This is a genomic window from Phenylobacterium composti DSM 19425 (assembly GCF_059568645.1).
In genome coordinates this window covers 1-25,536 of the sequence record NZ_JCANTT010000004.1, presented here as the reverse complement: position 1 = coordinate 25,536, position 25,536 = coordinate 1, and the positions used below count along the sequence as shown (strand labels likewise).

Genomic DNA, 25,536 nt, shown 5'->3' with positions numbered 1-25,536 from the left:
GGGGAAACCGCGCTTCCCCATTCGTCATGTCGCCTCGCAGATGCGCAATAAAAACATCCGGGGGGTGCGCAACCCGGCTGCGCGCCTGACTCGCCGGATCAGGACTATTGAACTGGCGTCCGCGGTTCGGAAGTGGTCAGTTTCGCCCACATCTCGACCGCCTCAGGAGACGCTTCGACTGCAATCAGCCGAGCCCGGATCATGCCCACGGCGAGGGTCGCGGCGTTGGGCTTGGGCTCGACCGCCCAGAAGAGTGCTTGATCGACGAAGTGCCGCCACCCGTAGAACAGCGTGAGGCCGATACCGAAGTCGTCAGCCCAGCGTTGGAGCGCAGCATCGTCGAGTTGTGGTTGCCGATCGGATGCCATGAGCACTGCCGCTTCGCGCACTCCTAGCTCGGCGCATCGCGTGGCGAAAATTTGCACGTCCGACTCAGAGACTGGCTTGTCACGCACCTCGACGGCTTTGGTCCACTGGTCGGCGCCTTCTTCCAGACGCACACACACGTCGCCTGGATAATGACGGCTTGGGTCGTTGATCCGGCCGCTCTCGACGCACGCCGGGCCGTAGACCACATCGAACATTCCTGCGGCGACAGCTTGGGCGCGCCGGCCCCCCTCGGAGTTGTCAGCGACCAAGGCGCTGATGGCGTCCGCCAACTGAGCGGGAGAGCCGATCTTGTCGTCACCGTGATCCGCATAGCTGACCCGATACTGGCGGCGCACGACGACAAAGGCGTGGAGAGCTTCTCTGGCCTCATTGACGCTGGCCTCCTGGAGTTCCTTCACCAGCGAGACCATGAAGTCGAAGGCGCGACGGCCGCCCGCGTGGACGGGCGTGTCGTCCCCTAGAGTGGTCATCCTGAAATAGGGTTGGTTGTTCAGCGGCTCGCGCCCAGTGACCCCCAGGTTGATCCCCAGTTCAGCGGCGAGCGGCACCAGGACCCCGTGACACAGGGATCGGGCGGAGTAGGCGTTCGGGTTGTTAGGGACGAGCTTGGGCTTGATCGCGAAGAGGTCTGCGTGCGCCTCGACGGCCCGCGCTAGGATCGCAGTCCCGAGAAACGCGATGTGGGTCTTTGAGGTACCGTCCTCGCAGAGTGCTGAGAGTTCGGTGATCTTAGCCGCCCACTCGGCAGAAACCTTGCCTTCATCAGCGCTGGCTGCCTCTCGAAGTAGCTCGCGCGCTTGGGCCGCATTGATCTTCATTCGCGCCGCAGCTCCAAGAGATCGCCGGGCGCGCAGTCGAGAGCCGCGCAGAGGCGTGCGATGGTGCTGAGACGTGGATTGTATTCTGGGCGAGCTGCCAGCGATTGGAGGGTCGCCTCAGAGAGGCCCGTGGCCTCTGCGAGTGCAGCATAGGTCAACCTAGTGCCAGTGCGCGCGCGGTGCGCCTCAATGGCCTCCCGGAGCTTGATCCGTATGTGCGCTTCCTGTATTGACAATACAGTTTCTTGTTGCTCGTTTCTACGAGTGCAACTCTTAGCATTGATTCGGCTTCGCCCGATCTGAACGGCGGTTTCATGTTCAAGACGATCAGCCTTTTCTCGGGCATCGGCGGCCTCGACTTCGGTTTTGAGGAAGCGGGGTTTGAGACCCGAGTGGCGTTGGAGCTTGACCGCCACTGCTGTCGAACGATGCGCCTCAACCGCAACTGGTCGGTGCTCGAAGGTGACATCAACTCAGTCTCGTCTGACGTCATTCTGGAGAGTGCAGGACTGCGCCGAGGCGAGTCCGACATGCTAATTGGCGGCCCGCCCTGCCAGCCTTTTTCGAAGTCAGGCTACTGGGCGCGGGGTGATGCGCTCCGGCTCGACGATCCCCGCGCCGACACCCTCACGGGCTATCTGCGAGTTCTCCGCGACACCCAGCCTCGGGCGTTCCTCCTCGAGAACGTCTACGGCCTCGCCTACCAGGGCAAGGACGAGGGGCTCCGTTACATCCTCGACGGCATTGCGCAGATCAACCGGGAGACCGGCTCCAACTACGACGTGTCCTGGAAGATGCTGAATACGGCGGATTTCGGGGTTCCCCAGGCGCGTGAGCGCGTGTTCATGGTTGGGTCGCGGGATGGCCGGAAGTTCCAGTTTCCTGAGCCCACTCATGTGCGCGCTGGGGCCGTGGACCCCGATCTTTTCAAGGGGGCTGAGCCGTACCGCACGGCGTGGGATGCTATCGGTGATCTCCCGGAGCCGCACCCCGACGAACCCGGCCTGAAGGTCGGCGGCAAGTGGGGAGATCTCTTGCCCTGCATCCCTGAAGGCGAAAACTATCTCTGGCACACGGCGCGCGGTGGGGGGGAGCCGCTCTTCGGGTGGCGGACGCGCTATTGGAGTTTCCTCCTCAAGCTCTCCAAGCGCCTTCCCTCCTGGACGGTTCAGGCTCAGCCCGGCTCCGCCATCGGCCCGTTCCATTGGAAGAACCGCCGCCTGACCTTCCAGGAGCTTTGCCGCATCCAGACGTTCCCCGACGGGCTGGTGGTCGATACCGGCCGGACCGAGATGCAGCGGATGCTCGGCAATGCCGTGCCATCGCTGATCGCCGAAGTACTTGCACGGGAAATCCGGCGGCAGTTTTTTGACGCGCCGCTCAACCGTCCGCTAGCCCTGCTGCCCCCGCGCCGGGAACCGGTTCCTCCCCCGGAACCTGTGGCAAAGCTTCCCGCCAAGTACCACGACATGATCGGCGAGCACGCGGAGCATCCAGGCACAGGCAAGGGCCGTCAGGCGGTAAAGCGCGCGACGAAGGTTCCACTCGCCGCCGAGTAAGCGCGGACCGTCGCTTAGGCGTCGATGATGTCCGCGCTGATGCGCTCCACGATGATGTCTCCATTCGTGCGGCGGGCCGTATAGTATTGGCCACTCAGCCGGTCCGCATTGCCATTGCGGCTGTGCTCAAGACGCGCGACCCCATCGTGCGGAGCTGACCGGTGGGAGACTGCCGCCTTAGGTTGGTTAACGTACGAGTACCAAAGGCCAAAACGCCCGGATTCTCCGTTCGCCTCTGGGAACACTCGCTGTGACCACGAGTCGGACTCATTGGTGCGTTGCTGGACGTGGATCGCAAAGAGCGATTGGCGCACCCAAATGGTCGACTCGATTGGTCCGGGGGTGACCCCGTCAGCGTCCTTCCAGGTCGTCTGCAGAGTTCCCTTCCAAGTGCCGTTGAGGTCAGGGAAGAGGATTCGGGAGAGGGCGGGGAAGCGCCGCCATAGGGGCCGCCAGCACCAATTCAGCGCCGCCACGATCACGGTTCCCAACAGGAACACGACAAGCGACACGAACTTCAGCGGCGAGACCGTTGTTCCGGTGGTCATCTCCGCGGCGCTCTCTAGCGCCCAGACCAACGCGGTGGTCGCGCCAACGACGAGGAGTAGCTGCGTTCGGCGAGGAAGCAGGAGCCACATCAGATGGCTTCCATCCGGTTGATGGCGGCGTCAACGAACCCCTGGGCCTCTGCCAAGGTCCACGCCTGCCCGTCGCGAAAGAGGTACTTGATCTCGTTGATCTCGGTCGCTTTTTGAGCCCACGCTGCGTCCTGGAGAAGCTCCTGGGCGCGGTAGAGTATACGCAGAAGCCGCCCGAAGCGGTCGTCCTCTTCAACGAGGAAGTAGCCGTCCTCGACGGCATAGACGAGGCACTCAACGAAGAACGAAGGGAGCCGCTTGGGAATGGCCCCGATCTCGGCCAGCTCGTAGTTGAGCCGCTTGAGCATCCGAACATTCTTCTTGAAGCGATGCGCGGTGCGGCCGCGCTTGGCCTTCCCATTCGCGTGGTGCTGGTCCGGGAAGTTCATTGTCCAAGTGCCATCCCGCCCGAGGATCGCCACCCCCTCGGTCGGGAAGGGCGACCCGCCGCCATTGTTGACAACGTGCAGCGTGAAAGCGGGAACAACATCGCAGTCCGCTCGGCTACCATCCAGGCCATCCACGCGGATTGCTTTGTTGCCAGACGCGTCGACGCGGTTCCGTCCGAAGACCGCGACAAGGTCGCGCTCCAGCTCCGCCCGCATCCTAGCCATGACATCGGTAAGGCTCTTACCTGTTACGCTGTAGCCGAGCGCTTTATCGGCTTGGGCTTCATCCACCCCCACGTGATAGATGACCTTCAAGCTAGGATGCTGAACCCGGACATCCATGTCCGCTTCAAGGCGCACGTTAGTGTTGTTGAAGTAGCTACCCTGGGCGCACACGCTTACGCCCTCGCCGATCAACCACTCATTGTCGGCGACTATGTCTCTTACCATGCGGGCCGCTCGCTCGATCTTGGCTTCTTCATGATCGCTCGCGGGCCGCTCCCAGTGCGTGAGCCGCTCGTTCCAGGAAGCCCGGCTGCGAGACTTCGCTAATGCTTCCTCTATGACTCGTCGCAGATCGCTCATGCGCGCTGGATAGCACAGTTCCGCGAGTCGCCGATCACGCGCGGAGGCGGAGTTATCCCCAGCTTTCGAGGGGGATGAGCAGCTTCAAGCTGAGGCCCATTTTTCAGGCATACTGAGGCCCATCGCGTTCACCGAGACAGGCCTAAGTGTCTGAATCGTATGGGGTCCACAACCATCCGAAAAGGATGGTGGAGCCGAGGGGAGTCGAATGTTCGGCGGACGGCTGCGCCAACTCCGTCTGCCGCCGTCAACGAGAATAACATAGGTGGTGGAAGCCCCGTGACGCGTCCTGCGCTGCCGAAGGGCTCCAAATCTTCTTCTCCTGCCATTCCGGTCGCGCCTTGAGAGCGGGATTGTCTGTCCTGTCCGGGTTGCGCGGTACACCAAAGGTGTGACACAAGGTCGAACGCAGTCCGCGCAAGCAACTGATTTTGCTAAGCTCTGGGAGCGCTCATGGCCCTCCTGCCGGGCCCACCAGCGTTACTGGTTTGCGCGGCGCTGAGCCGGCGCGGCCTCGCCTTTTCCTCAAACGTTAGGCCTTCGGTGCGTCCGACGCCGGGGCGGCTTCCCGCAGGGCGAAGGCGGGCAGGCGGGAGAGGTCCTTGGAGGCCTCGGCCCATTCGCGGCGCATGGCGATGATCTTCTCCGGCGTCGCCGTCTCGACCATGCGGGTGAAGGTGTCCATCGCCAGGGCGGCGAGGTCGGGCATGCGCCCGGCGTAGGGCCGGCCGTGGCCCGCGAAGATGGTGGTGCCCTCCACGAAGGCGGACATGAATAGGGCCAGGGTGTCGGCGTCGGTCTCGCTCAGGCCCGGGTTGATCCGCCGGATGAGCCGGGCGGCCGGCGCCCGCGCCTCCCGGTAGAATTCCTCGAGCTTGGCGGCGACCTCGGCGTCGTGGTTGGCCAGCGACCAGAGTTCGGGGAAGAGGTGGGTCGTCTGGAATGACTGGATGTCCCGGAGCGCATTGAACAGCGCCGCCTGCAGGCGGATCCGGTCGTCGAGCACCAGGCCCCGGTACACCTGCCGGGCCCGCTCCCGGTAGCCGTCCAGCACGGCGTCGAGAAGCGCGGTGACCAGGTCGCCCTTGGTAGGGAAGTGATAGGTGATGTTGCCGACCCGCAGCCCGCACTCGCTGGCCACGCGGCGCAGGGTGAGTGCGGCGTAGCCCTCGGTCATGAGGATCTGCAGGGTCGCGTTGAGAATCTGCTCGATCGTGTTTTCGGCGCGGGCGTAGCCCCCCTTCCGCGGGGCGATCTTCAACGGGACGATCTCGGGCAACGGAACTCCTTCGGCGCGCGGCGCTCACGGCGTCTTGCGCCTTCTTAAGCCTCATCGGGGTGGGCGAACGCCAGTCGGAAAGTCGACGGCAAATGGCTGCTTGTCAAAAATAGGTCATATGTCCTAAATCTGCGATCGGCGGTCGTCCAGTGGATGCGGTCGCGGTCAGGGTCCGCAGCACGGGCGGGGTCTGAGGATGTGTCCGTGCGTGGAGTTTCGAGCATGCGCTGCTCTTCGGTCGCGCCCGCCTCGGCAGAGGTCATGGCGTGACGGCTTTCCGTTGGCTGCCGGCGACGCTGGCGATCGCGCTTCTTGCCCCCGCCGCCGCCAAGGCCGGCGACGGCTCGAAGATCTACGGCGCGCAATGCGGCGCCTGCCACCAGGCCGGCGGCGCCGGGGTTCCCGGCCAGTTTCCGAAGCTTTCCGGTCGCCTGGCCAAGCTCGCGGCCACCCCGGAGGGCCGCAAGTATTCCGCCAGCGTCGTGATGTACGGCCTGAACGGGAAGATCATCGTCGAGGGCAAGCCGTACATCGGCGTGATGCCGGGTTTCTCGAACCTGTCGAACGCCGACCTGGCGGACCTGATGACCTACGTCACCCGCCAGGGCGCGACCAAGCCGCCGGCCCCGTTCACGGCCGCGGAGATCGCGAGCTACCGGCGCAAGCCGCCGCCCCCGGCGAAGGAGCTTCGCGAACTGCGCGCGAGCCTGGAAGCCCAGGGCCTGCTGTAGCGCGCCAGGGCCCGGCCGGATCGCGGAGTTCGGTGATTTTCGCTCACCAGCCCTGCGTCAGTCGACACCGGACCGGGCGAAAGGCCGCGCTGTAGACCCCCAAACGCATCATCAGCGACCCCGCCACACAGCAGAGACGGGGCGCGAGGAAACGGAGACTTCAGATGAATCCCAAGATGGGCTCGCGCTATCGGCGTGTGCTGCTTGCCGGCGTGTCTGCTTCCTGCGCGATCGGCGTCAGCCAGGCCGCCGCGCAGGAAGGGGCCGCGGTCGACGAGATCGTGGTGACGGCGACCCGTATCGCCACCCCCCTGGCGAAGGTGCCTGTGAGCGTCAGCGCCTATACCCAGGAAAAGATGGACATCAAGGCGATCCGGGACATCAAGGACCTCGCCCTCCAGACCCCGGGCCTGGACGTTTCGCCGGGCACGGGCACCGCGGGCGGCGCCCGGGTCTCGATCCGCGGCGTCGATTCCACCGCCGGCGCGGCCACCACGGCCACCTACATCGACGATACGCCGATCCAGTCGCGGAACTCGGCGCTGAACTACTCCTTCAACACCTTCCCGCAGATCTTCGACCTTGAGCGCGTCGAGGTCCTGCGCGGCCCGCAGGGCACCCTGTTCGGCGCCTCGGCCCAGGGCGGCGCGGTGCGCTTCATCACGCCCACGCCCAGCCTCACCGACTACAGCGGCTATGCCCGGGCCATGTACAGCGTCACCGATCATGGCGGCGCCAACTACGAGCTGGGCGCTGCGGTGGGCGGCCCCATCGTCACGGACAAGCTCGGCTTCCGGCTGAGCGCCAGCCACAAGCACTTCAGCGGCTACATCCAGCGCCAGAGCTGGCAGCTGGCCTCGAACCGCGACAGCGACACCAACTCCGACACCAGCGACATCCTGCGCGGCGCCCTGGTGTTCAAGCCCAAGGATTCGGTGACCCTGACGCCGTCGTTCTACTACCAGAACCGCAAGGTCGATGACTCGTCCTACTTCTGGGCCAACCTGTCGGACGTGGACAACCACCGCTTCATCAGCGGCGCCGCCACCCATGCCCCGGAAAGCGACCACTTCTTCCTGCCCTCGCTGAAGGCGGAGGTCGATTTCGGCGCGGTGCAGTTCACCTCGGTGACCGCCGCCTATCGGCGCAAGGTGCGCAACGAGCGCGACCTGACCAACAACAACGACCGGGTCGAGTACGGCGCCGCCTACCTTTATCCGCGCCTGCCGGGCACGGCTGAAATCTTCAGCACCATGCACGGCGACACCGAGCAGAAGGACTTCACCCAGGAGTTCCGTCTGGCCAGCACCGATCCGGAAGCGCGGGTCCGCTGGCAGGTCGGCGCCTACTATTCGCGCGGCAAGCTGCGGGCCAATCCGATGCTGGAGACCCGCCACTTCAACGCCCTGTACGAGTACGTGCACGGCCGCACCGTCGTTGAGGGCAAGGGCAGCGACAACATCGACGGCATCTACAACTACATCGGCGACGAGCGGACCAAGGAAACCTCCAAGGCCGTGTTCGCCAATGTGGACATCACCGTCATCGATCGCCTGACCCTGACCCTGGGGGCGCGGTATTCGGACAACAAGCTCGACTTCGACGTGCTTGAGCGCGGCCCCGACTACGGCGTGACCGGTCAGGCGCGAGCCAACGGCTCGGTGGGCGGCAAGCCGTTCACCCCGAAGATCGCACTGTCGTTCCAGGCCGACGACCGCAACATGTTCTACGCTTCGTACGCCCGGGGTTACCGGACCGGCGGCGTGAACAAGGCGGTTCCGCGGTCCTGCGCCGCCGACCTGGCCAACCTGGGCATCGACGCCCCCGAGACCTACGACGCGGACATCACCGACAGCTTCGAAGTCGGCTCCAAGAACCGCTTCCTGGGCAACCGGGTGCAGGTCGAGGCGAGCGCCTTCTACACCAAGTGGAAGGACATCCAGCAGCAGATCCGGCTGCCCTGCAGCTACAGCATCGTCGGCAACACGGGCCAGGCGGTCAGCAAGGGCTTCGACCTGTCGACCACCATCAAGCTGCTCGACAACTTCGAGGTGGCGGCGGCCGTCGGCTACACCGACGCCTACTACACCAACACCCTGCTGGTGGGCCGCTCGCCGCTGGTGTTCGAAGGCCAGACCCTGGGCGCTGCGCCGTGGACGGCCAACGTGTCGGCCCAGTACGACTTCCAGGTCGCCGGCCAGTACGACGCCTATGTTCGCGCCCAGTACAGCTACAAGGGCAAGAACGACGGCCCGTATCCCTACCAGAACCCGATCTCGTCCCAGTACGACCCCACCCGCTATCCGGGCCAGCTGACCAGCCAGCTCGACCTGCGGGCCGGGATCAGCGTGCGTGACGTCGACGTGGCGCTCTTCGCGGAGAACGTCCTCGACAACGCGCCGCTGCTGGACTTCACCCCGGCCTATATCGGCGCGCCGCTGCAGTACGCGCGGACCATCCGGCCCCGCACGGTCGGGATCATGGCCACGTCCCGGTTCTGATGGCGTCTCCGGCGCCGCGGCGCGGCGCCGGAACCCTTCAACCGGCAAGCAGGAGGCCTGCGTCACGCAGGCCTCCGTCCGGCCTCCGGCTGGCCTGTTACAGGCCGGCCCACCTGGCTTCGAACGGCCACGAGCCGAAACCTTTCAACAAGAACGACGACTTCCGGGAGCGAGGATCCTCATGGCGCAGGACGGCGCCACCAGCGGCACGGACAGGTTGCGCACGATGAGCGGGCAGGTGCTGCCCCCGTTCGTGGCGCTGCGCGCCTTCGAGGCGGTGGGATACCTTGGCGGCGTCCGACGGGCGGCCCAGGAACTCGGCGTCGACCACGCCGCCGTCAGCCGGCAGGTGCGGGCCCTGGAGGCCTGGGCGGGCGTGCGCCTTCTCGATCGCCAGCGTCGCGGGATGCTGACGGCCGAGGGCAAGAAGTATCACGCGCGGGTGTCCGCCGCGCTCAACGAGATCCGAAGCGCGAGCGTCGACCTCACGCGCCGGGGCGACGACAGCCGCCTGACCATCTGGTGTGTGCCGGGCCTGGCCTCCCGCTGGCTGGGCGGCCGGTTGGCCGAGTTCGCCTCCGCCCACCCCGAACTGACCATCGAGATTCGGCCGACCGATCATCCGCCGGACCTGACGCGCCACGAGGCTGACGCCGACATCCGCTTCGTGGGCGACCTCTCCGCCCCGCCCGAGCCGGACATCCGCCAGGTGACCATCGCCGTAGTCCCGCTGATCCCGGTGGCCAGCCCCGAACTTGCAGCCAAGCTTCCGTCGCCGCTTTCGCCGGCGGGCCTTCTCCATGCGCCCCTGCTCCATGAGGACGAGGATTCCGAATGGCGGCGCTGGTTCCTGGCCCATGGCGTGGAGCCGCCGGCGCGGCTCTCGGGCCCCCGTCTCTGGCACGCCCACCTGACCCTCGATGCGGCCCGGCGCGGTCAGGGCGTGGTGCTCACCAACCGGTTCCTGCTCGCCGACGAGGCCGCCCGTGGCGAACTCGTCCGCCTGCCGCTCGCCGCGGAAGCCTCGGACCTGGCGACGGGGGCCTATGTGCTGCGGATGCGGCGGGACCGGGCGCGGCTCGGCAGCATCCTCAAGTTCCGGAACTGGCTCGAACGCGAGGCCCAGAGGGATGAGCCGTCCCGTGCCCGCTAGAGCCCCCATCAGCCGCTGGACGAGGCCGCTCAGCGCCCGCGCCTCGGGCGCGCCGCGCAGGCCGTCCAGCTCGTTGCAGACCCCCTTGGCACCATTTGAAGTAGGAGAAGGCGCCATGTTCCACCGCCACAGGGCCCGCCTGCACAGCCTCGCTGCAGGCGTCGCGCTGGCCGTTCTCGCCTGCGCCGCCCCGACCGCGAAGGCGCAGGATCCGTCGCTCCCCATCCTTGAGGAAGAAGAGACCGACGTTGCGGTGCTGTCGCCGCCAGGCCCCCGCCGGCTGGTGGTCTTCGACGCCTATGTGACCGGCGGCACGGTCACCGAAGGCGAGGAACTGAAGACCCTCGGCATGATCCCGGGCGCCCGCATCTCAAGCTTCCGGGCCGCGCCGGACTTCAAGACCTTCTACATGGCCGAGACGATCTACAGTCGGGGCAACCGCGGCACGCGCCAGGACCTGATCGCCGTCTATGACGGCCTGACCCTGGAGCTGAAGCGCGAGATTCCGCTGCCGGGCCGGTTGCTGGCGGTGACCAAGTCCACGGCGTTCGACATCAACGCCAGCGGGACGCGCGCCTACGTCTACAACATGCAGCCGGCCTCGTCGGTGATTGTCACCGACCTGGTGAAGGGGCGGGTCCAGAAGGTCATCGACATTCCGGGCTGCGCCATGGTGCTGCCCTTCGGCGACAGCGGCTTCGCCAGCCCCTGCGGCGACGGCTCCCTGCTGAGCGTGGCGGTGGACGCGGCCGGCAACGGCAAGCTCTCGCGCACCGAGCCCTTCTTTGATCCCAACCTCGACCCGATTGTGGACGAGAACGTGGTCGACCGGGCCACCGGCAAGGCCTTCCTGATCAGCTATACCGGCCTCATCTACCCCGCCCAGCTCGGGCCGAGCAGCCAGGTGGAGACGCCTTTCAGCATCCAGGAGGCCGCCGGGCTTCCGCGCGCGAAGCCGGACGTCAGCGAACTGGCCTGGCGTCCCGGCGGCTCGCGGTTCGCCGCCTATCACGCCCAGAGCGGCCGGCTCTTCGTGCTGATGCACCCGGGCGTTCACTGGACGCACAAGGATCCGGGCCAGGAAGTCTGGGTGGTCGACACCGCCGCCAAGAAAGTGGTGAAGCGGTTCAAGCTGAGCGCGCCGGCCTCCAGCGTCGCCGTCAGCCCGGACGCCACGCCGCTGATCCATGTGTCGGGCATGGCGGGCACGCGCACCCTCGACGCCGAGACCGGCCGCGAGATCGCCCGGGCCCCGCACATGCGCGGCCAAGTCCACACGCCGGGCTCCTGAGATGGTCGCCCTCCTCGAGGTGACGATCAACGCGCTCACGGCGCTGGTGTTCGCCACGGCCGCCGTTGGCAAGCTGCGTCACGCGGAGACCTTCGAAGGCGTCGTCGCGAACTTCCGAATCCTGCCGGAGCCGCTGGTCCGGCCGTTCGCCCGGGCGCTGCCGTGGGCCGAGCTGGCGGTGGCGGTCCTGGTCTGGGCGCCCGGCGTCGTCGGCGCCGCGGCCCAGGCCGCCGGGGCGGCGCTGATGGTGGTGTTCGCCATCGCCATGGCGATCAATGTGGGTCGCGGGCGCCGGATCATCGACTGCGGCTGCTTCAAGACCGAAGGCCGCCAGCCGCTGGGCTGGCCGATGGTGCTCCGCAACCTGGTCTTCGCCGGCGCCCTGGCGCTGGCGGCCGGCCTCGACGGCGGGCGCCTCGACGCCCTGGTCTGGAGCAACGGCCTGGCGGCTGGCGTCGCCCTGTTCCTCCTCTACCTCGCGGCCGGGGAGCTTGCGGCCCTCCGGAGCCGCGTCCAATCCAAAACGGAAGGCCTGCGGACATGACCCTCCTCCTGATCTCACAAGGCCTGCTCTGGCTGGTCGTGCTGGCCCTGGCGGCCGTGGTGTTCGCGCTGATCCGTCAGGTCGGCGTGCTGCACGAGCGGGTGGCCCCGGTGGGCGCCCTCTCCATCTCCGGCGGCCCCGGCGTGGGCGATCCGGCGCCGCGCATCCAGATGCAGAACCTGCTGGGCGAGACCCTCACCGTGGGCGGCGCCCCGGCGAGCGGGCGCAGCCAGCTCCTGCTGTTCGTCGCGCCCACCTGCCCGGTGTGCAAGACCCTGATCCCGATCGCCCAGGACATGGCCCGGGACGAGAAGATCGACCTCCTCTTCGTCGGGGACGGCGACCGGGCCGAGCAGCGCGAACTGGCCGACCGGTTCCGCATCGATCCGGCCCGGTACGTCAACGGCTCCGAGCTGGGCATGACCCTGCGGGTCTCCAAGCTGCCCTACGCGGTGCTGATGGACGGGGCCGGCGTCATCGCCGGCAAGGGCCTCGTCAACAACCGAGAACACCTGGAGAGCCTCGTGGTCGCCCGCGACACCGGCTTCGGCTCGATCCAGACCTACCTCCGCGCCACGTCGAGCGCCCGGGGCGACGCCCCGAAGGCGGCGGACGCGCACGCATCCTGAGAGAAGGAACAGTCATGGGCCAGAATACCTGGGACCGGATGGCCGAGAGCCTGAGCCGCGGCGTCGCGCGCCGGACCTCGCGCCGCAGCATGTTCACCCGCCTGGGCGCGGCGATCGTCGCCGCTCCGTTCATCCCGCTGCTGCCGGTGGCGCGGGCCGAGGCCGAGGAGCCGAAGAGCCCCTTCGAGCTCGACGCCCAGGCCACGGATCCCACCAAGTGCAACTACTGGCGCCACTGCGCCATCGACGGCGTGCTGTGCAGCTGCTGCGGCGGCGGGCCTCACACCTGCCCGCCGGGCAGCTCGCCCTCGCCGACGGCCTGGGTGGGCACCTGCCTCAATCCGCAGGACGGCCGATCCTACCTGATTTCCTACCGCGACTGCTGCGGCAAAGGCTCGTGCAACGCCCCGGCGGACTGCCACTGCAAGTCCATGGACCGGGAGCTGCCGGTCTACCGGCCGCAGGGCAACAACGACATCGTCTGGTGCTTCGGCGCCACGACCATGAACTATCACTGCTCCACCGCGACCCTGGTCGCGCTGGCGGGGTGATGGCGGCGGTGCGGTCGCTCAGCATGGTGGTCGCGGCTGCGGCTGCGCTGTTGGCGCCCGCCCAGCCGAAGGCGGAGGTCCCGCAGGCGACCCGGGCGCAGACCAACTATCTGATCGGCTGCGCCGGGTGCCACGGCATCCAGGGTATCGCCGAGTCCAAGGTGGTGCCCCAGCTGCGCGACAAGGTGGGGCACTTCCTCTGTTCGGAGGCGGGACGCGCTTACGTCGTCCAGCTGCCCAACACCGCCTTCGCCGATGTGACCGACGCCGAGCTGGCGGACATGATGAACTTCGTGATGTTCGGCCTGGGCGGCGAGAGCAGCCGGGGCGGGCGGCCCTACACCGCGGAGGAGGTAGGGCGGCTGCGCAGGCAGCCCCTCGTCCGGGACCAGCTGCTGGCGACGCGGGCGTCGGTCATCGCCGGCCTGCCGGAGCGCTGCCGGGCGGTGGCGGACGCCTACAATCCGGACATGCCCGGCGTGGGGGCCAAGGTCGGCCCTGTGGCGATGCAGGACCGCTGACATGCCCCGTCGAATTCTGCTGGGCCTCGCCGTGGCGCTCGTCGGACATGCGGCGATGGCGGCCCCGGCGGATCCCTTCACTGGCGTCTGGGAGCTGGATTCCACCGCACGGCCGGCAGGCGTCGTCAGTCAGAAACTGACCATCTCCGTCGCGGGGGATGAGGAGACCTACCGCTCCGAACTGCTGACGACAAAGGGGCGGCGGCAGGTCACCGACTATGTCGCCCGATACGACGGCCGGGAGTATCCGAGCACCACCCGGCTCGCCGGCGGCGGCGAGGCGGAGGAGACGCGCGATGGCGGGGTGATCCTCCATCGGACCGACGATCTGACCCGGGAGCGCTTCTGGAAACAGGATGGCCGGGTGTTCCGCGTTCTTCGGCGCACCGTCGTGGCGGGCGGGTGCGAAATGACCTCCCAGCTCATCGACGTGGCGGCGGACGGGACGCAGAAGCGCGGCGCCGTGCTCCGCTTCCATCGCCGCGCTCCTGAATGTCCTGGTGTCTGACAGGCACCGACCTCGGCCTAGTTATCGCCTCCAGCGGAGGCCAGGCGAAGGCTAGGAAGGGGCGTTCCTCCCCGAACGTGCGCGGGCATAGAGCGCACCGCGCACTGACGCTGCACTCTCGCGGACGCCTGGCCTTTCTGCCGGCGTCCGCGACTCTTTTCTGCAGGCGCGGATCAGGTCTACAGGCAGACGCCGGGCATCCGCCGCCCGTCTTGAACAGGCCACGGGACCCGCAGCGAGGCTGACGATGACCTTTTCGCTCCATGTGAACGGCGAAAGCCACACCATCGACGCGCCGGGAGACATGCCCCTCCTGTGGGTGCTCCGCGACCTTCTGGGGCTCACCGGGACAAAGTTCGGATGCGGCGCCGGCCAGTGCGGCGCCTGCACGGTGCTGGCGGACGGCGCGCCGATCCGGGCCTGTCTGACGCCCGTGGAAACGGTCGGCTCGGCCAAGGTCACCACCATCGAGGCCATCGGTTCGACCCCGGAAGGCCGGCGCGTCCAGGACGCCTGGCTCGACGTGGATGTCGTGCAGTGCGGCTACTGCCAGAGCGGCCAGATCGTGGCAGCCACGGCCCTGCTGCAGAGCAATCCCAAGCCCTCGGACGAGGACATCGACCAGGCGATGGCGGGCAACATCTGTCGTTGCGGGACCTATCCGCGCATCCGCCAGGCGATCCACAAGGCGGCGGGGGCGCGCTGACATGGGCCAGTTGAAGATCGACCGGCGCGGCTTCATCGCCAGCGCCCTGGCCGGCGGCGCGGGCCTGCTGGTGGGCGTGTCCATTCCCTCGGCCAGGGCGAGCGAGCCCTCCTCGACGTTCGCGCCGAACGCGTTTCTGCGTATCACCACCGACGGGCAGGTGACCCTGGCGCTGCCGAAGACCGAGATGGGGCAGGGGGTGTTCACCGCCCTGACCATGATTGTCGCCGAGGAACTTGAGGCCGATCCCGCGACGATCGTGGTGGAGATCCCCAAGGGCGCGAACGGCCGGTTCGGCAAGGTCCGCCAAAGCACGGGGGCTCGACCTCGATCCGGGAATGCTGGCTTCCGATGCGGACCGCGGGCGCGGCCGCGCGCAGCCTCCTGATCGAGGCCGCGGCCCAGACCTGGGGCGTTTCCAAGGAGAGCTGCATTGCCCGCCTGGGGCGCGTGGAGCATCCGGCGAGCGGCCGCGCCCTGGCCTACGGGGACCTCGCGGCGGCCGCCAGCCGCCTCCCGGCGCCCGAGGCGCCTGAACTCAAGACGCCTTCGGAGTTCCGCCTGATCGGCCGGACGGTGCGCCGCCTGGATGCGCCGGGGAAGGTGGACGGCTCGGCCGTGTACGGGATCGACGTGAAGCTGCGGGGGCTGAAGGTCGCCATGATCGCCATCTGCCCAGTGGTCGGCGGAACCCTGGCCGGCGCGGACGAGGCCGCGGCCCTGGCGACGCCGGGCGTGCGTCACGTGGTGCGCCTGCGCGACGCCCTGGCCGTGGTGGCGGATCACACCTGGGCGGCCCGCAAGGGGCTGGAGGCCGCCGCGCCCAGGTGGGACGAGGGGCCGAACGCGGGACTATCCCAAGCGAAGATCATCGCCGATCTCGAGGCTGCTGCGGCCCGCAGCGGCGCCGAAGCCGCCCGACGCGGGGACATCGAACGAGCCATGGCCAGCGCGCAGCGCCACATCGAGGCCGTCTATCATCAGCCGTTCCTGGCCCATGCGCCCATGGAGCCGATGAATTGCACGGTGCATGTCCGCCCCGACGGCTGCGACCTCTGGCTGGGCACCCAGGTGCCCGAGAAGGCGCGCGATGTGGCCGCCCGCGCCGCCGGGCTGCCGGTGGACAAGGTGACGGTGCACAACTTCCTCATGGGGGGCGGGTTCGGCCGCCGGCTCGAGACCGACATGGTCGAGCGGGCGGTGGAGATCGGCAAGGCCGCGCCCTATCCGGTGAAGGTGATCTGGAGCCGGGAGGAGGACATCCAGCACGACCTGTTCCGGCCCTACTACGTGGACCGAATCTCCGCCGGTCTGGACGACGCCGGCTTCCCTGTCGCCTGGACGCACCGGATCGCGGGCTCGTCCATCATCGCCAGGCTCTACCCGCAGGTGTTCAAGGGCGTGGATTCCGACGCTGTCGAGGGGGCGGTGAAGACGGCCTACCGCCTTCCCAATACCTTGGTGGAATTCGTCCAGCAGGAAAGCCCTGTGACGACCAGCTGGTGGCGCGGGGTGGGACCGCTGCGCAGCACCTTCGTGGTCGAGAGTTTCGTCGACGAGCTGGCGCACGCCGCCGGCATGGACCCGCTTGAATATCGTCTGCGGCTCACGGACGACGCGCGCGCCCAGGCCGTCCTGCGGGCGGCTGCAGCCAGGGCGGGCTGGTCTGCGCCCGTCGGCAAGGGCGTGGGCCGGGGCGTCGCGCTGCTCTCCGCCTGGGACACCTACATGGCGCAGGTGGTCGAGGTGGAGGTCGGCGAGGATCTGAGCCCTGTGGTCCGCAAGGTCACAGCCGTGGTCGACTGTGGCCAGGTCATCAATCCCGACGGCGTCCGCGCCCAGGTGGAGGGCGGGATCATCTTCGGCCTGAGCGCAGCCCTCTGGGGCGAGATCACCGTGGCCGCGGGCCGGGTCGAGCAGTCGAACTTCCACGATTACCGGGCGATGCGGATCAACGAGGCGCCGAAGATCGACGTCCATATCCTAGAGAGCCAGGCTAAGCTCGGCGGGATGGGGGAGCCGCCCACCGCGACGGTTTTCCCGGCCCTGGCCAACGCGGTGTGCGCAGCCACGGGCGTGCGCGTACGGACCCTGCCGGTGGAACGGGCGCTGCAGGCGAAGCGCGCCTAGTCGGCGGCCTCGCGGACCGTCTCCATCGCCACGAAGGTCGAGGTGCTGGCCACGTAGGGCAGGGCGGAGATGTGCTCGGCGAGGACCAGCCGATAGCGGCGGATGTCCGACGTGCGCACCTTCAGCAGGTAGTCGAAGCCGCCGGCGATCATGTGGCATTCCTCCACCTCGGGAATGCGGCGCACGGCGGCGTTGAACTCGGCGAGGGCCGTCTCGCGGGTGTCCGACAGTTTGACTTCGGTGAAGGCCACGTGGTCCAGGCCGACCTTGGCCGGGTCGATCACTGCGCGAAAGCCGACGATGACCCCCTGATCGACCAGGCGGCGCACCCGTTGCTGGCACGGCGTCTTGGAGAGGCCCACCTTTCGGGCGAGGTCGGCGAAGGTGATGCGGCCGTCTCGTCGCAGTACGGCGAGCAGCTTGCGATCCATGTCGTCCACGTGGACTTCAGAAGGGCGGAATTTCATTCCGACAGCCTAGAAACGGCGTCAACAAAAGTCGACCAGCCTGTCGTCACCGGGCAAAACAGGCGGATGGGTGTCTGCGGCGCGCCTATATCTGCGTTATGCGCCAGACGCCCGATTTCTCCGCCTTCGCCCCGGCCGTTCGCCAGCCGACGCCGCTGCGCCGGGCGATCACCGCCGCCTACCGCCGCCCCGAGCCGGAGTGCGTGGCCCCCCTGCTGGAGGCCGCCACCCTGGACGCCGAGACCAAGGCGAGGGTGGCCGATCTCGCCGAAAGGCTGATCCGCACCCTGCGGGCCAAGCGCTCCGGCGGCGGCGTGGAGGGCCTGGTCCAGGAATTCTCCCTATCCAGCCAGGAGGGCGTGGCCCTGATGTGCCTGGCCGAGGCCCTGCTGCGGATTCCTGACGATGAGACCCGGGATGCCCTCATCCGGGAGAAGCTCGCCACCGGGGACTGGAAGTCGCACCTGGGCGGCGGGCGCTCGACCTTCGTGAACGCCGCGGCCTGGGCGCTGCTGGTGAGCGGCAAGCTGCTGGACAGCGTCGACGACCGGGGGCTTTCGTCAGCCCTGACGCGGCTGGTGGCCCGGGCCGGGCAGGCGGTGATCCGCCGGGCCATGGATGTGGCCATGCGGATGATGGGCGAGCAGTTCGTCACCGGCGAGACGATCCACGAGGCCCTCGAGCGCGCGGGCGCGATGGAGGCCAGGGGCTTCACCTACAGCTACGACATGCTCGGCGAGGCGGCGACCACCGCCGAGGATGCCCGGCGCTATCTGGCCGACTATGAGGCGGCGATCCACGCCATCGGCAAGGCGGCCAAGGGGCGCGGCGTCTACGCGGGGCCGGGAATCTCGATCAAGCTCTCGGCCCTGCATCCGCGGTATTGCCGGGCCCAGGCGGACCGGGTGATGGGCGAACTTCTGCCTCGGGTGCAGGGCCTGGCGGCGCTGGCCAAGTCGTACGACATCGGCCTCAACATCGACGCAGAGGAAGCCGACCGGCTGGAGCTGTCGCTGGACCTGCTGGAGTCTCTGGCCCTGGACCCGGCGCTGGCCGGCTGGAACGGCCTGGGCTTCGTGGTCCAGGCCTACGGCAAGCGCTGCCCGTTCGTGATCGACTGGATCATCGACCTCGCCCGCCGGTCGGGCCGCCGGATCATGGTGCGGCTGGTGAAGGGCGCCTACTGGGACGCCGAGATCAAGCGCGCCCAGGTGGACGGCCTGGCCGACTTTCCCGTTTACACCCGCAAGGTCCACACCGACGTGGCCTACATCGCCTGCGCCCGGAAGCTGCTGGCCGCCCCGGATGCGGTCTTCGCGCAGTTCGCCACCCACAACGCCCAGACCCTGGCCACGATCTACCACCTCGCCGGGCCGGAGTTCTCGCTGGGCCGGTACGAGTTCCAGTGTCTCCACGGCATGGGCGAGCCGCTGTACGAAGAGGTGGTGGGGCCCGGGAAACTCGCCCGACCGTGCCGCATCTATGCACCGGTGGGCACGCACGAGACCCTCCTGGCCTATCTCGTTCGCCGCCTGCTGGAGAACGGCGCCAACGCCTCGTTCGTGAACCGCATCGCCGATCCGGCGACGCCGGTGGAGGCGCTGACCCGTGATCCGGCCGATGAGGCGCGGGCGAGCGCCGGGCCGGGAACGCCCCTCGGCGCGCCGCATCCGGCCATCGCCCTGCCCGGGGATCTCTATCCGGACCGGCGCAACTCCGCGGGCCTCGACCTCAGCGACGAGGGCGTGCTGGCTTCCCTGAGCTTGGCCCTGCGCGAGAGCGCCCAGCGCAGCTGGAGCGCCGGCGAGGGGAACGCGGGGAGGCCGGTGGTCAATCCCGCCGACCATGAGGACGTGGTGGGCGTGGTCCATGAAGCGTCCGCCGAGGAGGCGCGTGCCGCGGTGGCCGGCGTGGCGGCGAGCGCCTGGCCCGGGACGCCGGCGCGAGAGCGGGCGGCGGTGCTGGAGCGCGCCGCCGATCTCCTGCAGGCGCGGATGGCGCCTCTGCTCGGGCTGCTGATCCGCGAGGCGGGCAAGTCCGCACCCAACGGCGTGGCCGAGGTGCGGGAGGCGGTGGATTTCCTTCGGTACTACGCCGTCCAGGCGCGCGAAACGCTCGGGGCCGAACAGCGACCGCTGGGGCCGTTGGTCTGCATCAGCCCCTGGAACTTCCCTTTGGCGATCTTCACGGGCCAGGTCGCCGCCGCCCTGGCCGCGGGCAATCCGGTGGTGGCCAAGCCCGCCGTGCAAACGCCGCTGGTGGCCGCCGAGGCCGTGCGGGTCCTGCACCAGGCGGGCGTGCCGCGCGATGCGCTGCGGCTGGTCTGCGGCGACGGGGCGGTGGGCGCGGCGCTGGTGGCGGCGGAGGCGACTGCGGGCGTGATGTTCACCGGCTCCACCGAGGTGGCGCGGCTGATCCAGAAGCAGCTAGCGGAGCGCGTCTCCCCGGGAGGCCGGCCGATCCCGCTGATCGCCGAGACCGGCGGCCAGAACGCCATGATCGTCGACTCGTCGGCTCTGGCCGAACAGGTGGTGGCCGATGTGATCGCCTCCGCCTTCGATAGCGCAGGCCAGCGCTGTTCGGCGGTGCGCATCCTGTGCCTCCAGCGCGAGATCGCCGAGCGGACGCTCGCCATGCTCAAGGGGGCGCTGAAGGAGCTTCGCGTGGGCTCCACGGACCGCTTGGCGAACGACATCGGCCCCGTGATCGACGCGGCCGCCAAGGCTCGGCTCGAGGCGCACGTCCAGGCGATGCGGGAAAACGGCCGCGCCATGGAGCGGCTGGCCTTGCCCGAGGCCACGGGGCGCGGGACGTTCGTGGCGCCCACCATCATCGAGATCGAGAGCATCCGGGACCTTGGCCGCGAGGTGTTCGGGCCGGTGCTGCACGTCGTCCGGTACGACCGCGAGGCCCTCGGAGAACTGATCGCCGACATCAACGCCACCGGCTATGGCCTGACGTTCGGCCTGCACAGCCGGCTCGACGAGACCGTCGACGAGGTCACCCGCCGGGTGGACGCGGGCAATCTCTACGTCAACCGCAACACCATCGGGGCGGTGGTGGGCGTGCAGCCGTTTGGTGGGCGGGGCCTTTCCGGGACAGGTCCCAAGGCTGGCGGGCCGCTCTATCTGCGGCGCCTGGTGGCCAATCCACCCCGGGCATTCCTGGGGGCGCCGGCGCCGGCTTTCGGCAGTCCCCTGGCCGAGTTCGCGGACTGGCTTGCCGCCCAGGGGCAGGACGCGGCGGTCGAGATCGCGCGCAGCTATGGCGCGGCGTCGCCCCTGGGCCGGTCCATGGAGCTTCCCGGGCCGGTGGGCGAGCGCAACCTCTACGAGCTGCGCCCGCGCGGGACCATCTTGCTGCTGCCACAGACGCAGCGTGGCCTTTTCCAGCAGATCGCGGCGGTCCTGGCCGCCGGATGCACCGCGGCGATCGAGGGCATGGCGCGGCCGGAGGGGCTGCCCCAGCGCGTGGCCGAGCGGCTGGCGGAAAGCGCCGACGGGCCGCTGGCGGGCGTGCTGGTGGAGGGCGACGCCCAGGCGGTCCTGCGGGCCGCGCGGGCGATGGCTGAGCGCCCCGGGCCGATTGTGCCGGTCCACGCCGCGACGCCCGAGGAATGCGCCGTCGACGCCCCTGCCTACACCGTGGACTGGCTGCTTGAGGAGGTCTCCATCTCGATCAACACCACGGCCGCCGGCGGCAATGCCAGCCTGATGGCCTTGACCTAGCCGCGGTGGTGCGGGCGGTCCCTTGGGTCAGCGTCGCACGAACCGGGCGATGGCGTCGGGGACTGTCGCCGGGAGCGGCAGGCCCGGATCGGCGTAGGTGGCCGCATTTGCCCCACGGTCGGCCGGGGCGGCCTTGAGGACGTGGTTGATCCCCTCCAACCGCACGAGTTCGACGCCCTCACGGGCGGCGGCCAGCCGTTCGGCGTCGGCCGTGGATACCTGAAGATCGTTGGCGCCCTGCATCACCAGCACTGGCCCTGGGTAGCTGCGGACCAGATCGGCGGGGTCATAGGCGAAGGCGTCGATCAGGAAGCCCTGCACCTCGGGCCGGAAGAGCAACAGGAGCGGCGGCGGCAGGCTTGAAGCCTCCACCCGGCGCCCGGCCTCGAGCGCCTCAATGGCGGCCATGGCGGCCGGCAACAGCGGCCCATTGGCCGGATTGGCCTCGAGCTGTCCGCGCAGCACGTCCGAGAGGCGGCGGCCGGCGCCGGCGACGAGGATCAGGCCGCACAGGCCCTCGGGCTCGCGCGCCGCGGCCAGGGCCACCAGCGCCCCCTCGCTGTGCCCGAGCAGCCAGATGCAGCGCGCGCCGGTGAGGCGCCGCGCCTCCGCCGCCCAGCCCCGGGCGTCCGAGGCGTAGTCGGCGATGGTCACCTGATTGGCGTCCGCCACCGCAGAGCCGCTGGCGAACATGCCGCGCTTGTCGATCCGCACCGACGCGATCCCGCGCTCAGCCAGGGCCTCGGCCAGCAGCCGGTAGGTGGACGCCTTCACGCCCAGCGGATTGTTCCCATCCCGGTCCGTCGGCCCCGATCCCGGCAGGATCAGGACGACCGGCGCCTCCGCCGGTTCGGCCGGCGTGAGCATTGTGCCCTTCAGAGGCCCCTGAGGGCCATCGATGCTGATGAAGCGCTCCTTCGCCTCGGCCGCCAGGCCCAGGCCGGGGAGAAGGAGCAACGCAAGGGCGGCCGAGGCCAAGGCAAGACGCGATCGCATGCCGTCGCTGTCTCATACCCGCCAAGCCGCCAGCAAGCCTGCGTCGGCCGAACGCCAGCGTCCTGCGATCAGGCGGCGAGGTCGCGGGGATTGATCGCCGCCTGCCAGGCCCGCCAGTCGAGGGGCCGGGCTGTGAGTCGGCTGGCCCCCGGCTGAAGGGCGCGCAGGATTGCCCGCCGGGAGACGTGGGGGGTCACCTCGTGCAGGAGGTCCAGCACATAGGTCCGGGGCACGCGGTCGCGCGGCAGCAGGGCGTAGGCCGTGCAGTTCGGCAGGCCCGCCACCGGCATCTTGGCGAGATCAGCGTCGGCGTCATCGTCGATGGTCATCTCGGCCAGCAGTCCCACGCCGAAGCCTGAGCGGACGAAGGTCTTGATGACCTCGGCGTCGTGGGCGGCATAGGCGAAGTTGGCGGGGGTGTTGGCCCGGGCGAAGGCGTCGGCCACCCGCGCGTGCGAGCCGAGGGCCGACTCGTAGCCGATGAGCGGGTGGGCGGCGAGGTCATGCAGAGTCAGCCGACGGCCGAGGGCGGCCAGGGGATGATCCACGGGCGCCACCGCCACCCGGTCCCAGTTGTAGAGCGGCACCACCAGGTCCTGGGTCTGCGGCCATTCCACCGAGCTGGCGATGAGGATGTCGGCGTCCTGCTTGGCCGCCTCGGCGCCGCTGGCGTTGGCGAACAGGTTGATGCGGACGCTCACCTCCGGATAGCCGACCTTCAGGGCCTTCAGCGCCCGGGGCAGGACGAACCGGGCCTGGGTCTGGGTGGTGGCGATGACCAGTTCGCCGCGTGGATCGCGGCGGTGGTTCTCGGCCAGGGTGCGGATGTTGTCCGCCTCGGCCAGGATGCGGCGGGCCCGTTCCACCACCTGGGCGCCGGCGGCGGTGAGGTGATCGAGGGCCTTGCCCCGGCGCACGAAGATCTGGAAGCCGAGCTCCTCCTCCAGCGCCTTGAGCTGCTTGGAGAGGCCCGGCTGGGTGGCGTTCACCCGCTCGGCGGCCAGGGTGATGTTGAGGTTGGCGTCGATGATCGCCGCCAGGTACCGGAGCTGGGCGAGCGTCATGACCGACCCGCCGTCCAGGCGAAAACGAATGTACGGATACGCATCAGTCACCCCCGATATGAAGCCCTATCGGTTTTGTGGGTTTTTGACGCGAGCGAGATTTTCTAGCGGGGCTGTTAGCCGGCGCGCCCGGCGAGGGGCGGTGGAGAGCGCCTGCAACAAGACCAACCTGGACGCCGAGCACATCAGCCCGGAGGCCGGCGTCATCGGGCCTGACGCCAACCGTGGATTCGGCTGCAAACGCGCCGTTGCCCGAGACGCCGCCGGGGCGGAGGCCTACGAGCGTTAGCCCTTGGGACCTGGAGAGCGAGGGGCGGACCGGTTGGTCCGCCCTTTTGCTTTCCGCGTGCGGTCAGGCGGCGGCCGCGAGGCCGGCCTGGGCGTCGAACTCGGCCCGCCAGGCGGCCACCTGCGGCGGCACCTTGTGGTCCCAGGGATGGAAGCCCGGGCGGTACCAGGACAGGTAGGCGCCCACGCCCCGGCGCAGGATTCCCGGCTTGATCCAGAGGTAGCGGGCGGCGGCCCGACGCGCCGCCTTGGGCGAGAAGCCGTCGGCCGCCAGCAGCTTCGTGGCCCGTTCGATGGTGGACTGCACGAAGCTGTGGGTGATGATCGCCATGCCGATGCAGCGGCGCAGGTAGCGCTTCAAGGGCGACCAGCCACGGGTCGCCTCCATGTAGACGTCGTAGGCGACGGCCTTGTGCTCCATCTCCTCCATGGCGTGCCAGCGCCACATCCGCTCGATGGCGGGATCGACGTTCACGAACTGGTCGTCGGACTTGATCCGCAGTTCGGCCATCATGGCGGTGAAGTGTTCAAGGCCGATGGTGGCCACCAGCATCCGCATGGGGCCGCCCGCCCGGGTGCGGCCGATCTTGCTGCGGATCTCGGCGAGAATCTCGTCGACTGGATAGTGCTCGGGGTCGATGAGGTCGTTCAGCCCCACATGCTCGCGCGAGTGGATGGCCTCCTGGGCGATGAAGTTGCGGACGTCCTCCTGCAGCTTCGGCGAGAGCTGCGAGCGGTAAGCCTTCACGGCGTCGATGAACATCCGCTCCCCGTCCGGGAAGGTGAGGGACATGGCGTTCATCACGGCCGTGGCCACTGGATCGCCGTTCATCCAGTAGCGGCTGTGGCCGTCGGCCACCCCGAAGCGGATGTCCCGCGGCTTGACCTCGATATCGGCGGGCCTGACGCTGGCGCTCATGGCGATCTTCCTCCTAGGAAACGCGACCCATAGCGTGAGCTAATCTACAAAAATGTCAACTAACCCGGTTCGGTCGCGGCGGTCCCAGGCGGCGTCGCGGGATCACATCCTGTCGGCGGCGCAGCGGCTCCTGGAGGAGAAGGGCGTCGATCGCCTGAAGCTGACCGAGGTGGCTGCGGCCGCCGGGGTCAGCCATCCGACGGTGCTGCATCACTTCGGCTCGATCGCCGAACTGCACATGGCCCTGATGGAGCGGATGATCCGGGCGCTGGTGGACCGCATCACCGAGGCGCTGGCCGACGCCATGCCGGAGAGCGGCCTGCACGCCCTCTTCGACGCTTTCGGTACGCCCAGCGTCGCGCGGCTGGCCGCCTGGATTGAGATCACCGGCGAGGCGCCGCGGCTGATGCCGGTGGTTCGCGACGCCGTCCGCGACGTGGTCATCAAGCGGATGGAGCCGGCCGGCTGGGATCCGCGCCACGCCGAGGAACTGGTGGTGCTGGCCGCCACACTGGCCCTGGGCGTCGGCCTGTTCGGGCGCTCGTTCGTCCAGCATCTGGGCCATGCGCCGGATATGGCCCGCAGCCTGGCCCTGGACCTCCTGATGCAGGCCATCATCGCGCGCCGGCCATCCGCCGCAGGCTAGGGCGGCTTCTCCGCAGCCCTTGGGCGTCCGGGTGAAGCAGCCGCCCGTTGCAAACAGAATGTGGCGCAAAAAGCAATATTGGCGATAAACGCAGAATCGCTTAAGGGAGCGGAGTGCGGGTCTGCGACTTCGCGATGCGGTCAAACCATGTTTTGCCTCAGGGGGTGACCACCGCATCGCGACCGGCGGCGTGGCCTTGGCGCAAGCCTGTGGCGGCGTGTTTCCTGCTACTCCACCGACTTCGCTGATGCCGCCTGTCGCGCGCAGACCCGCCTCCAGGCGGCGAGGCGGTCGTGCGCAGTTGGCGCGAGCAATACCGTTCCCCGCCCGCTGGCGGCGCACAGCCCACCTCTAAGCCGGTCGCTCGTGGCTGCGCCGGATTCACCAACCTCGCTTTCGACGTTCCAGCGCTAGGTCGTGGACTCATAAGCTCTGAGCCACAGGCGGGTTGAGGCGAGCAGGACGGCGGCGAGGAAGTTCCTGGCGAGCTTGTCGAAGCGCGTTG

25 protein-coding genes and 1 pseudogene are annotated in these 25,536 nt (G+C 68.7%); 16 read left to right on the top strand and 10 right to left on the bottom strand.

All coding sequences use genetic code 11. The annotated features are described in order from the left end of the window. Positions 1 to 104: 104 nt before the first annotated feature. Positions 105 to 1,208: a restriction endonuclease, SacI family gene (locus BO64_RS01905; protein WP_496401581.1), complete on the bottom strand. Its 1,104-nt coding sequence runs from the start codon at positions 1,206 to 1,208 to the stop codon at positions 105 to 107. After that, entirely contained in the window at positions 1,205 to 1,624 is a 420-nt protein-coding gene (locus tag BO64_RS01900) for a helix-turn-helix domain-containing protein (protein WP_496401580.1), read from the bottom strand. The genes BO64_RS01905 and BO64_RS01900 overlap by 4 nt, the downstream gene beginning before the upstream one ends. On the opposite strand from BO64_RS01900, the gene BO64_RS01895 reads away from it, so the two are divergent. Further along, a complete protein-coding gene (locus BO64_RS01895; RefSeq protein WP_496401579.1) occupies positions 1,523 to 2,767 on the top strand; it encodes a DNA cytosine methyltransferase in 1,245 nt (414 codons plus the stop codon). The two genes, BO64_RS01900 and BO64_RS01895, sit on opposite strands and share 102 nt — an antisense overlap. Positions 2,768 to 2,781: 14 nt before the next feature. Here BO64_RS01895 and BO64_RS01890 read toward each other — a convergent pair whose 3' ends face one another. From BO64_RS01890 to BO64_RS01880, 3 genes are all read right to left on the bottom strand, one after another. Further along, positions 2,782 to 3,405: a Cap15 family cyclic dinucleotide receptor domain-containing protein gene (locus tag BO64_RS01890; protein WP_496401578.1), complete on the bottom strand. Its 624-nt coding sequence runs from the start codon at positions 3,403 to 3,405 to the stop codon at positions 2,782 to 2,784. Continuing rightward, complete coding sequence (locus tag BO64_RS01885; protein ID WP_496401577.1) at positions 3,405 to 4,379, bottom strand: nucleotidyltransferase-like protein; 975 nt, start codon at positions 4,377 to 4,379, stop codon at positions 3,405 to 3,407. The genes BO64_RS01890 and BO64_RS01885 overlap by 1 nt, the downstream gene beginning before the upstream one ends. Before the next feature lie 532 nt (positions 4,380 to 4,911). After that, positions 4,912 to 5,658 (bottom strand): TetR/AcrR family transcriptional regulator, encoded by a 747-nt coding sequence (locus BO64_RS01880; protein ID WP_496401576.1) that lies wholly within the window; start codon positions 5,656 to 5,658, stop codon positions 4,912 to 4,914. Between the two features lie 266 nt (positions 5,659 to 5,924). Between BO64_RS01880 and BO64_RS01875 the strand changes: the two genes are divergently transcribed. From BO64_RS01875 to BO64_RS01820, 12 genes are all read left to right on the top strand, one after another. Then, positions 5,925 to 6,389, top strand: a complete 465-nt coding sequence (locus BO64_RS01875; protein WP_496401575.1) for a c-type cytochrome — start codon at positions 5,925 to 5,927, stop codon at positions 6,387 to 6,389. Between the two features lie 164 nt (positions 6,390 to 6,553). Then, complete coding sequence (locus BO64_RS01870) at positions 6,554 to 8,890, top strand: TonB-dependent receptor (RefSeq protein ID WP_496401574.1); 2,337 nt, start codon at positions 6,554 to 6,556, stop codon at positions 8,888 to 8,890. Positions 8,891 to 9,071: 181 nt separating this feature from the next. Further along, positions 9,072 to 10,043, top strand: a complete 972-nt coding sequence (locus BO64_RS01865; protein WP_496401573.1) for a LysR substrate-binding domain-containing protein — start codon at positions 9,072 to 9,074, stop codon at positions 10,041 to 10,043. Between the two features lie 115 nt (positions 10,044 to 10,158). Further along, entirely contained in the window at positions 10,159 to 11,334 is a 1,176-nt protein-coding gene (locus BO64_RS01860) for an amine dehydrogenase large subunit (protein ID WP_496401572.1), read from the top strand. Between the two features lies 1 nt (position 11,335). After that, on the top strand, positions 11,336 to 11,878 hold the full coding sequence (locus BO64_RS01855) for a MauE/DoxX family redox-associated membrane protein (protein ID WP_496401571.1): 543 nt from the start codon (positions 11,336 to 11,338) through the stop codon (positions 11,876 to 11,878). Then, complete coding sequence (gene mauD / locus BO64_RS01850; protein ID WP_496401570.1) at positions 11,875 to 12,507, top strand: methylamine dehydrogenase accessory protein MauD; 633 nt, start codon at positions 11,875 to 11,877, stop codon at positions 12,505 to 12,507. The genes BO64_RS01855 and mauD overlap by 4 nt, the downstream gene beginning before the upstream one ends. A 14-nt stretch (positions 12,508 to 12,521) precedes the next feature. Beyond that, positions 12,522 to 13,058 carry a methylamine dehydrogenase light chain gene (locus BO64_RS01845; protein WP_496401569.1) on the top strand — a complete coding sequence of 179 codons (537 nt, stop codon included), beginning with the start codon at positions 12,522 to 12,524 and terminating at the stop codon, positions 13,056 to 13,058. Beyond that, positions 13,058 to 13,579, top strand: coding sequence for a c-type cytochrome (locus BO64_RS01840; RefSeq protein ID WP_496401568.1), 522 nt, complete (start codon positions 13,058 to 13,060; stop codon positions 13,577 to 13,579). Before BO64_RS01845 ends, BO64_RS01840 begins: the two co-directional genes overlap by 1 nt. Position 13,580: 1 nt before the next feature. After that, positions 13,581 to 14,087: a hypothetical protein gene (locus tag BO64_RS01835; RefSeq protein ID WP_496401567.1), complete on the top strand. Its 507-nt coding sequence runs from the start codon at positions 13,581 to 13,583 to the stop codon at positions 14,085 to 14,087. A 247-nt stretch (positions 14,088 to 14,334) separates the two neighbouring features. Further along, positions 14,335 to 14,793: a (2Fe-2S)-binding protein gene (locus BO64_RS01830; RefSeq protein ID WP_496401566.1), complete on the top strand. Its 459-nt coding sequence runs from the start codon at positions 14,335 to 14,337 to the stop codon at positions 14,791 to 14,793. Between the two features lies 1 nt (position 14,794). Beyond that, positions 14,795 to 15,181, top strand: coding sequence for a molybdopterin cofactor-binding domain-containing protein (locus BO64_RS01825; RefSeq protein ID WP_496401565.1), 387 nt, complete (start codon positions 14,795 to 14,797; stop codon positions 15,179 to 15,181). Continuing rightward, complete coding sequence (locus BO64_RS01820; protein ID WP_496401564.1) at positions 15,145 to 16,923, top strand: xanthine dehydrogenase family protein molybdopterin-binding subunit; 1,779 nt, start codon at positions 15,145 to 15,147, stop codon at positions 16,921 to 16,923. Before BO64_RS01825 ends, BO64_RS01820 begins: the two co-directional genes overlap by 37 nt. Here the strand turns inward: BO64_RS01820 and BO64_RS01815 are convergent. After that, entirely contained in the window at positions 16,920 to 17,354 is a 435-nt protein-coding gene (locus tag BO64_RS01815) for an Lrp/AsnC family transcriptional regulator (RefSeq protein ID WP_496401642.1), read from the bottom strand. The two genes, BO64_RS01820 and BO64_RS01815, sit on opposite strands and share 4 nt — an antisense overlap. A gap of 134 nt (positions 17,355 to 17,488) precedes the next feature. Here BO64_RS01815 and putA point away from each other — a divergent pair, with 134 nt between their 5' ends. Further along, complete coding sequence (gene putA, locus BO64_RS01810) at positions 17,489 to 21,118, top strand: trifunctional transcriptional regulator/proline dehydrogenase/L-glutamate gamma-semialdehyde dehydrogenase (protein ID WP_496401563.1); 3,630 nt, start codon at positions 17,489 to 17,491, stop codon at positions 21,116 to 21,118. 27 nt (positions 21,119 to 21,145) lie between these two features. Here putA and BO64_RS01805 read toward each other — a convergent pair whose 3' ends face one another. Further along, the gene (locus BO64_RS01805; protein ID WP_496401562.1) at positions 21,146 to 22,114 is read right to left on the bottom strand and encodes an alpha/beta hydrolase; all 969 of its coding nucleotides are present in this window, start codon (positions 22,112 to 22,114) and stop codon (positions 21,146 to 21,148) included. A 68-nt stretch (positions 22,115 to 22,182) separates the two neighbouring features. Next, on the bottom strand, positions 22,183 to 23,178 hold the full coding sequence (locus BO64_RS01800) for a LysR substrate-binding domain-containing protein (protein ID WP_496401561.1): 996 nt from the start codon (positions 23,176 to 23,178) through the stop codon (positions 22,183 to 22,185). Between the two features lie 142 nt (positions 23,179 to 23,320). Between BO64_RS01800 and BO64_RS01795 the strand changes: the two genes are divergently transcribed. Continuing rightward, entirely contained in the window at positions 23,321 to 23,467 is a 147-nt protein-coding gene (locus tag BO64_RS01795; RefSeq protein WP_496401560.1) for a hypothetical protein, read from the top strand. Positions 23,468 to 23,530: 63 nt separating this feature from the next. Here BO64_RS01795 and BO64_RS01790 read toward each other — a convergent pair whose 3' ends face one another. Beyond that, on the bottom strand, positions 23,531 to 24,385 hold the full coding sequence (locus BO64_RS01790) for a metal-dependent hydrolase (RefSeq protein ID WP_496401559.1): 855 nt from the start codon (positions 24,383 to 24,385) through the stop codon (positions 23,531 to 23,533). Between the two features lie 52 nt (positions 24,386 to 24,437). Between BO64_RS01790 and BO64_RS01785 the strand changes: the two genes are divergently transcribed. Continuing rightward, positions 24,438 to 25,031 (top strand): TetR/AcrR family transcriptional regulator, encoded by a 594-nt coding sequence (locus BO64_RS01785; protein ID WP_496401558.1) that lies wholly within the window; start codon positions 24,438 to 24,440, stop codon positions 25,029 to 25,031. Positions 25,032 to 25,441: 410 nt separating this feature from the next. Here BO64_RS01785 and BO64_RS01780 read toward each other — a convergent pair. Then, a pseudogene (locus BO64_RS01780) lies at positions 25,442 to 25,536 on the bottom strand (IS5/IS1182 family transposase); the annotation flags it as partial.

Bases quoted from the DNA above. Each gene is read 5' to 3' on its own strand.
- BO64_RS01905 (WP_496401581.1), bottom strand. From the start codon at position 1,208: ATGAAGATCAATGCGGCCCAAGCGCGCGAGCTACTTCGAGAGGCAGCC.
- BO64_RS01895 (WP_496401579.1), top strand. From the start codon at position 1,523: ATGTTCAAGACGATCAGCCTTTTCTCGGGCATCGGCGGCCTCGACTTC.
- BO64_RS01890 (WP_496401578.1), bottom strand. From the start codon at position 3,405: ATGTGGCTCCTGCTTCCTCGCCGAACGCAGCTACTCCTCGTCGTTGGC.
- BO64_RS01885 (WP_496401577.1), bottom strand. From the start codon at position 4,379: ATGAGCGATCTGCGACGAGTCATAGAGGAAGCATTAGCGAAGTCTCGC.
- BO64_RS01870 (WP_496401574.1), top strand. From the start codon at position 6,554: ATGAATCCCAAGATGGGCTCGCGCTATCGGCGTGTGCTGCTTGCCGGC.
- BO64_RS01865 (WP_496401573.1), top strand. From the start codon at position 9,072: ATGGCGCAGGACGGCGCCACCAGCGGCACGGACAGGTTGCGCACGATG.
- BO64_RS01860 (WP_496401572.1), top strand. From the start codon at position 10,159: ATGTTCCACCGCCACAGGGCCCGCCTGCACAGCCTCGCTGCAGGCGTC.
- BO64_RS01855 (WP_496401571.1), top strand. From the start codon at position 11,336: ATGGTCGCCCTCCTCGAGGTGACGATCAACGCGCTCACGGCGCTGGTG.
- mauD (WP_496401570.1), top strand. From the start codon at position 11,875: ATGACCCTCCTCCTGATCTCACAAGGCCTGCTCTGGCTGGTCGTGCTG.
- BO64_RS01845 (WP_496401569.1), top strand. From the start codon at position 12,522: ATGGGCCAGAATACCTGGGACCGGATGGCCGAGAGCCTGAGCCGCGGC.
- BO64_RS01840 (WP_496401568.1), top strand. From the start codon at position 13,058: ATGGCGGCGGTGCGGTCGCTCAGCATGGTGGTCGCGGCTGCGGCTGCG.
- BO64_RS01835 (WP_496401567.1), top strand. From the start codon at position 13,581: ATGCCCCGTCGAATTCTGCTGGGCCTCGCCGTGGCGCTCGTCGGACAT.
- BO64_RS01830 (WP_496401566.1), top strand. From the start codon at position 14,335: ATGACCTTTTCGCTCCATGTGAACGGCGAAAGCCACACCATCGACGCG.
- BO64_RS01825 (WP_496401565.1), top strand. From the start codon at position 14,795: ATGGGCCAGTTGAAGATCGACCGGCGCGGCTTCATCGCCAGCGCCCTG.
- BO64_RS01820 (WP_496401564.1), top strand. From the start codon at position 15,145: ATGCGGACCGCGGGCGCGGCCGCGCGCAGCCTCCTGATCGAGGCCGCG.
- BO64_RS01815 (WP_496401642.1), bottom strand. From the start codon at position 17,354: ATGGATCGCAAGCTGCTCGCCGTACTGCGACGAGACGGCCGCATCACC.
- putA (WP_496401563.1), top strand. From the start codon at position 17,489: ATGCGCCAGACGCCCGATTTCTCCGCCTTCGCCCCGGCCGTTCGCCAG.
- BO64_RS01805 (WP_496401562.1), bottom strand. From the start codon at position 22,114: ATGCGATCGCGTCTTGCCTTGGCCTCGGCCGCCCTTGCGTTGCTCCTT.
- BO64_RS01800 (WP_496401561.1), bottom strand. From the start codon at position 23,178: ATGACGCTCGCCCAGCTCCGGTACCTGGCGGCGATCATCGACGCCAAC.
- BO64_RS01790 (WP_496401559.1), bottom strand. From the start codon at position 24,385: ATGAGCGCCAGCGTCAGGCCCGCCGATATCGAGGTCAAGCCGCGGGAC.
- BO64_RS01785 (WP_496401558.1), top strand. From the start codon at position 24,438: ATGTCAACTAACCCGGTTCGGTCGCGGCGGTCCCAGGCGGCGTCGCGG.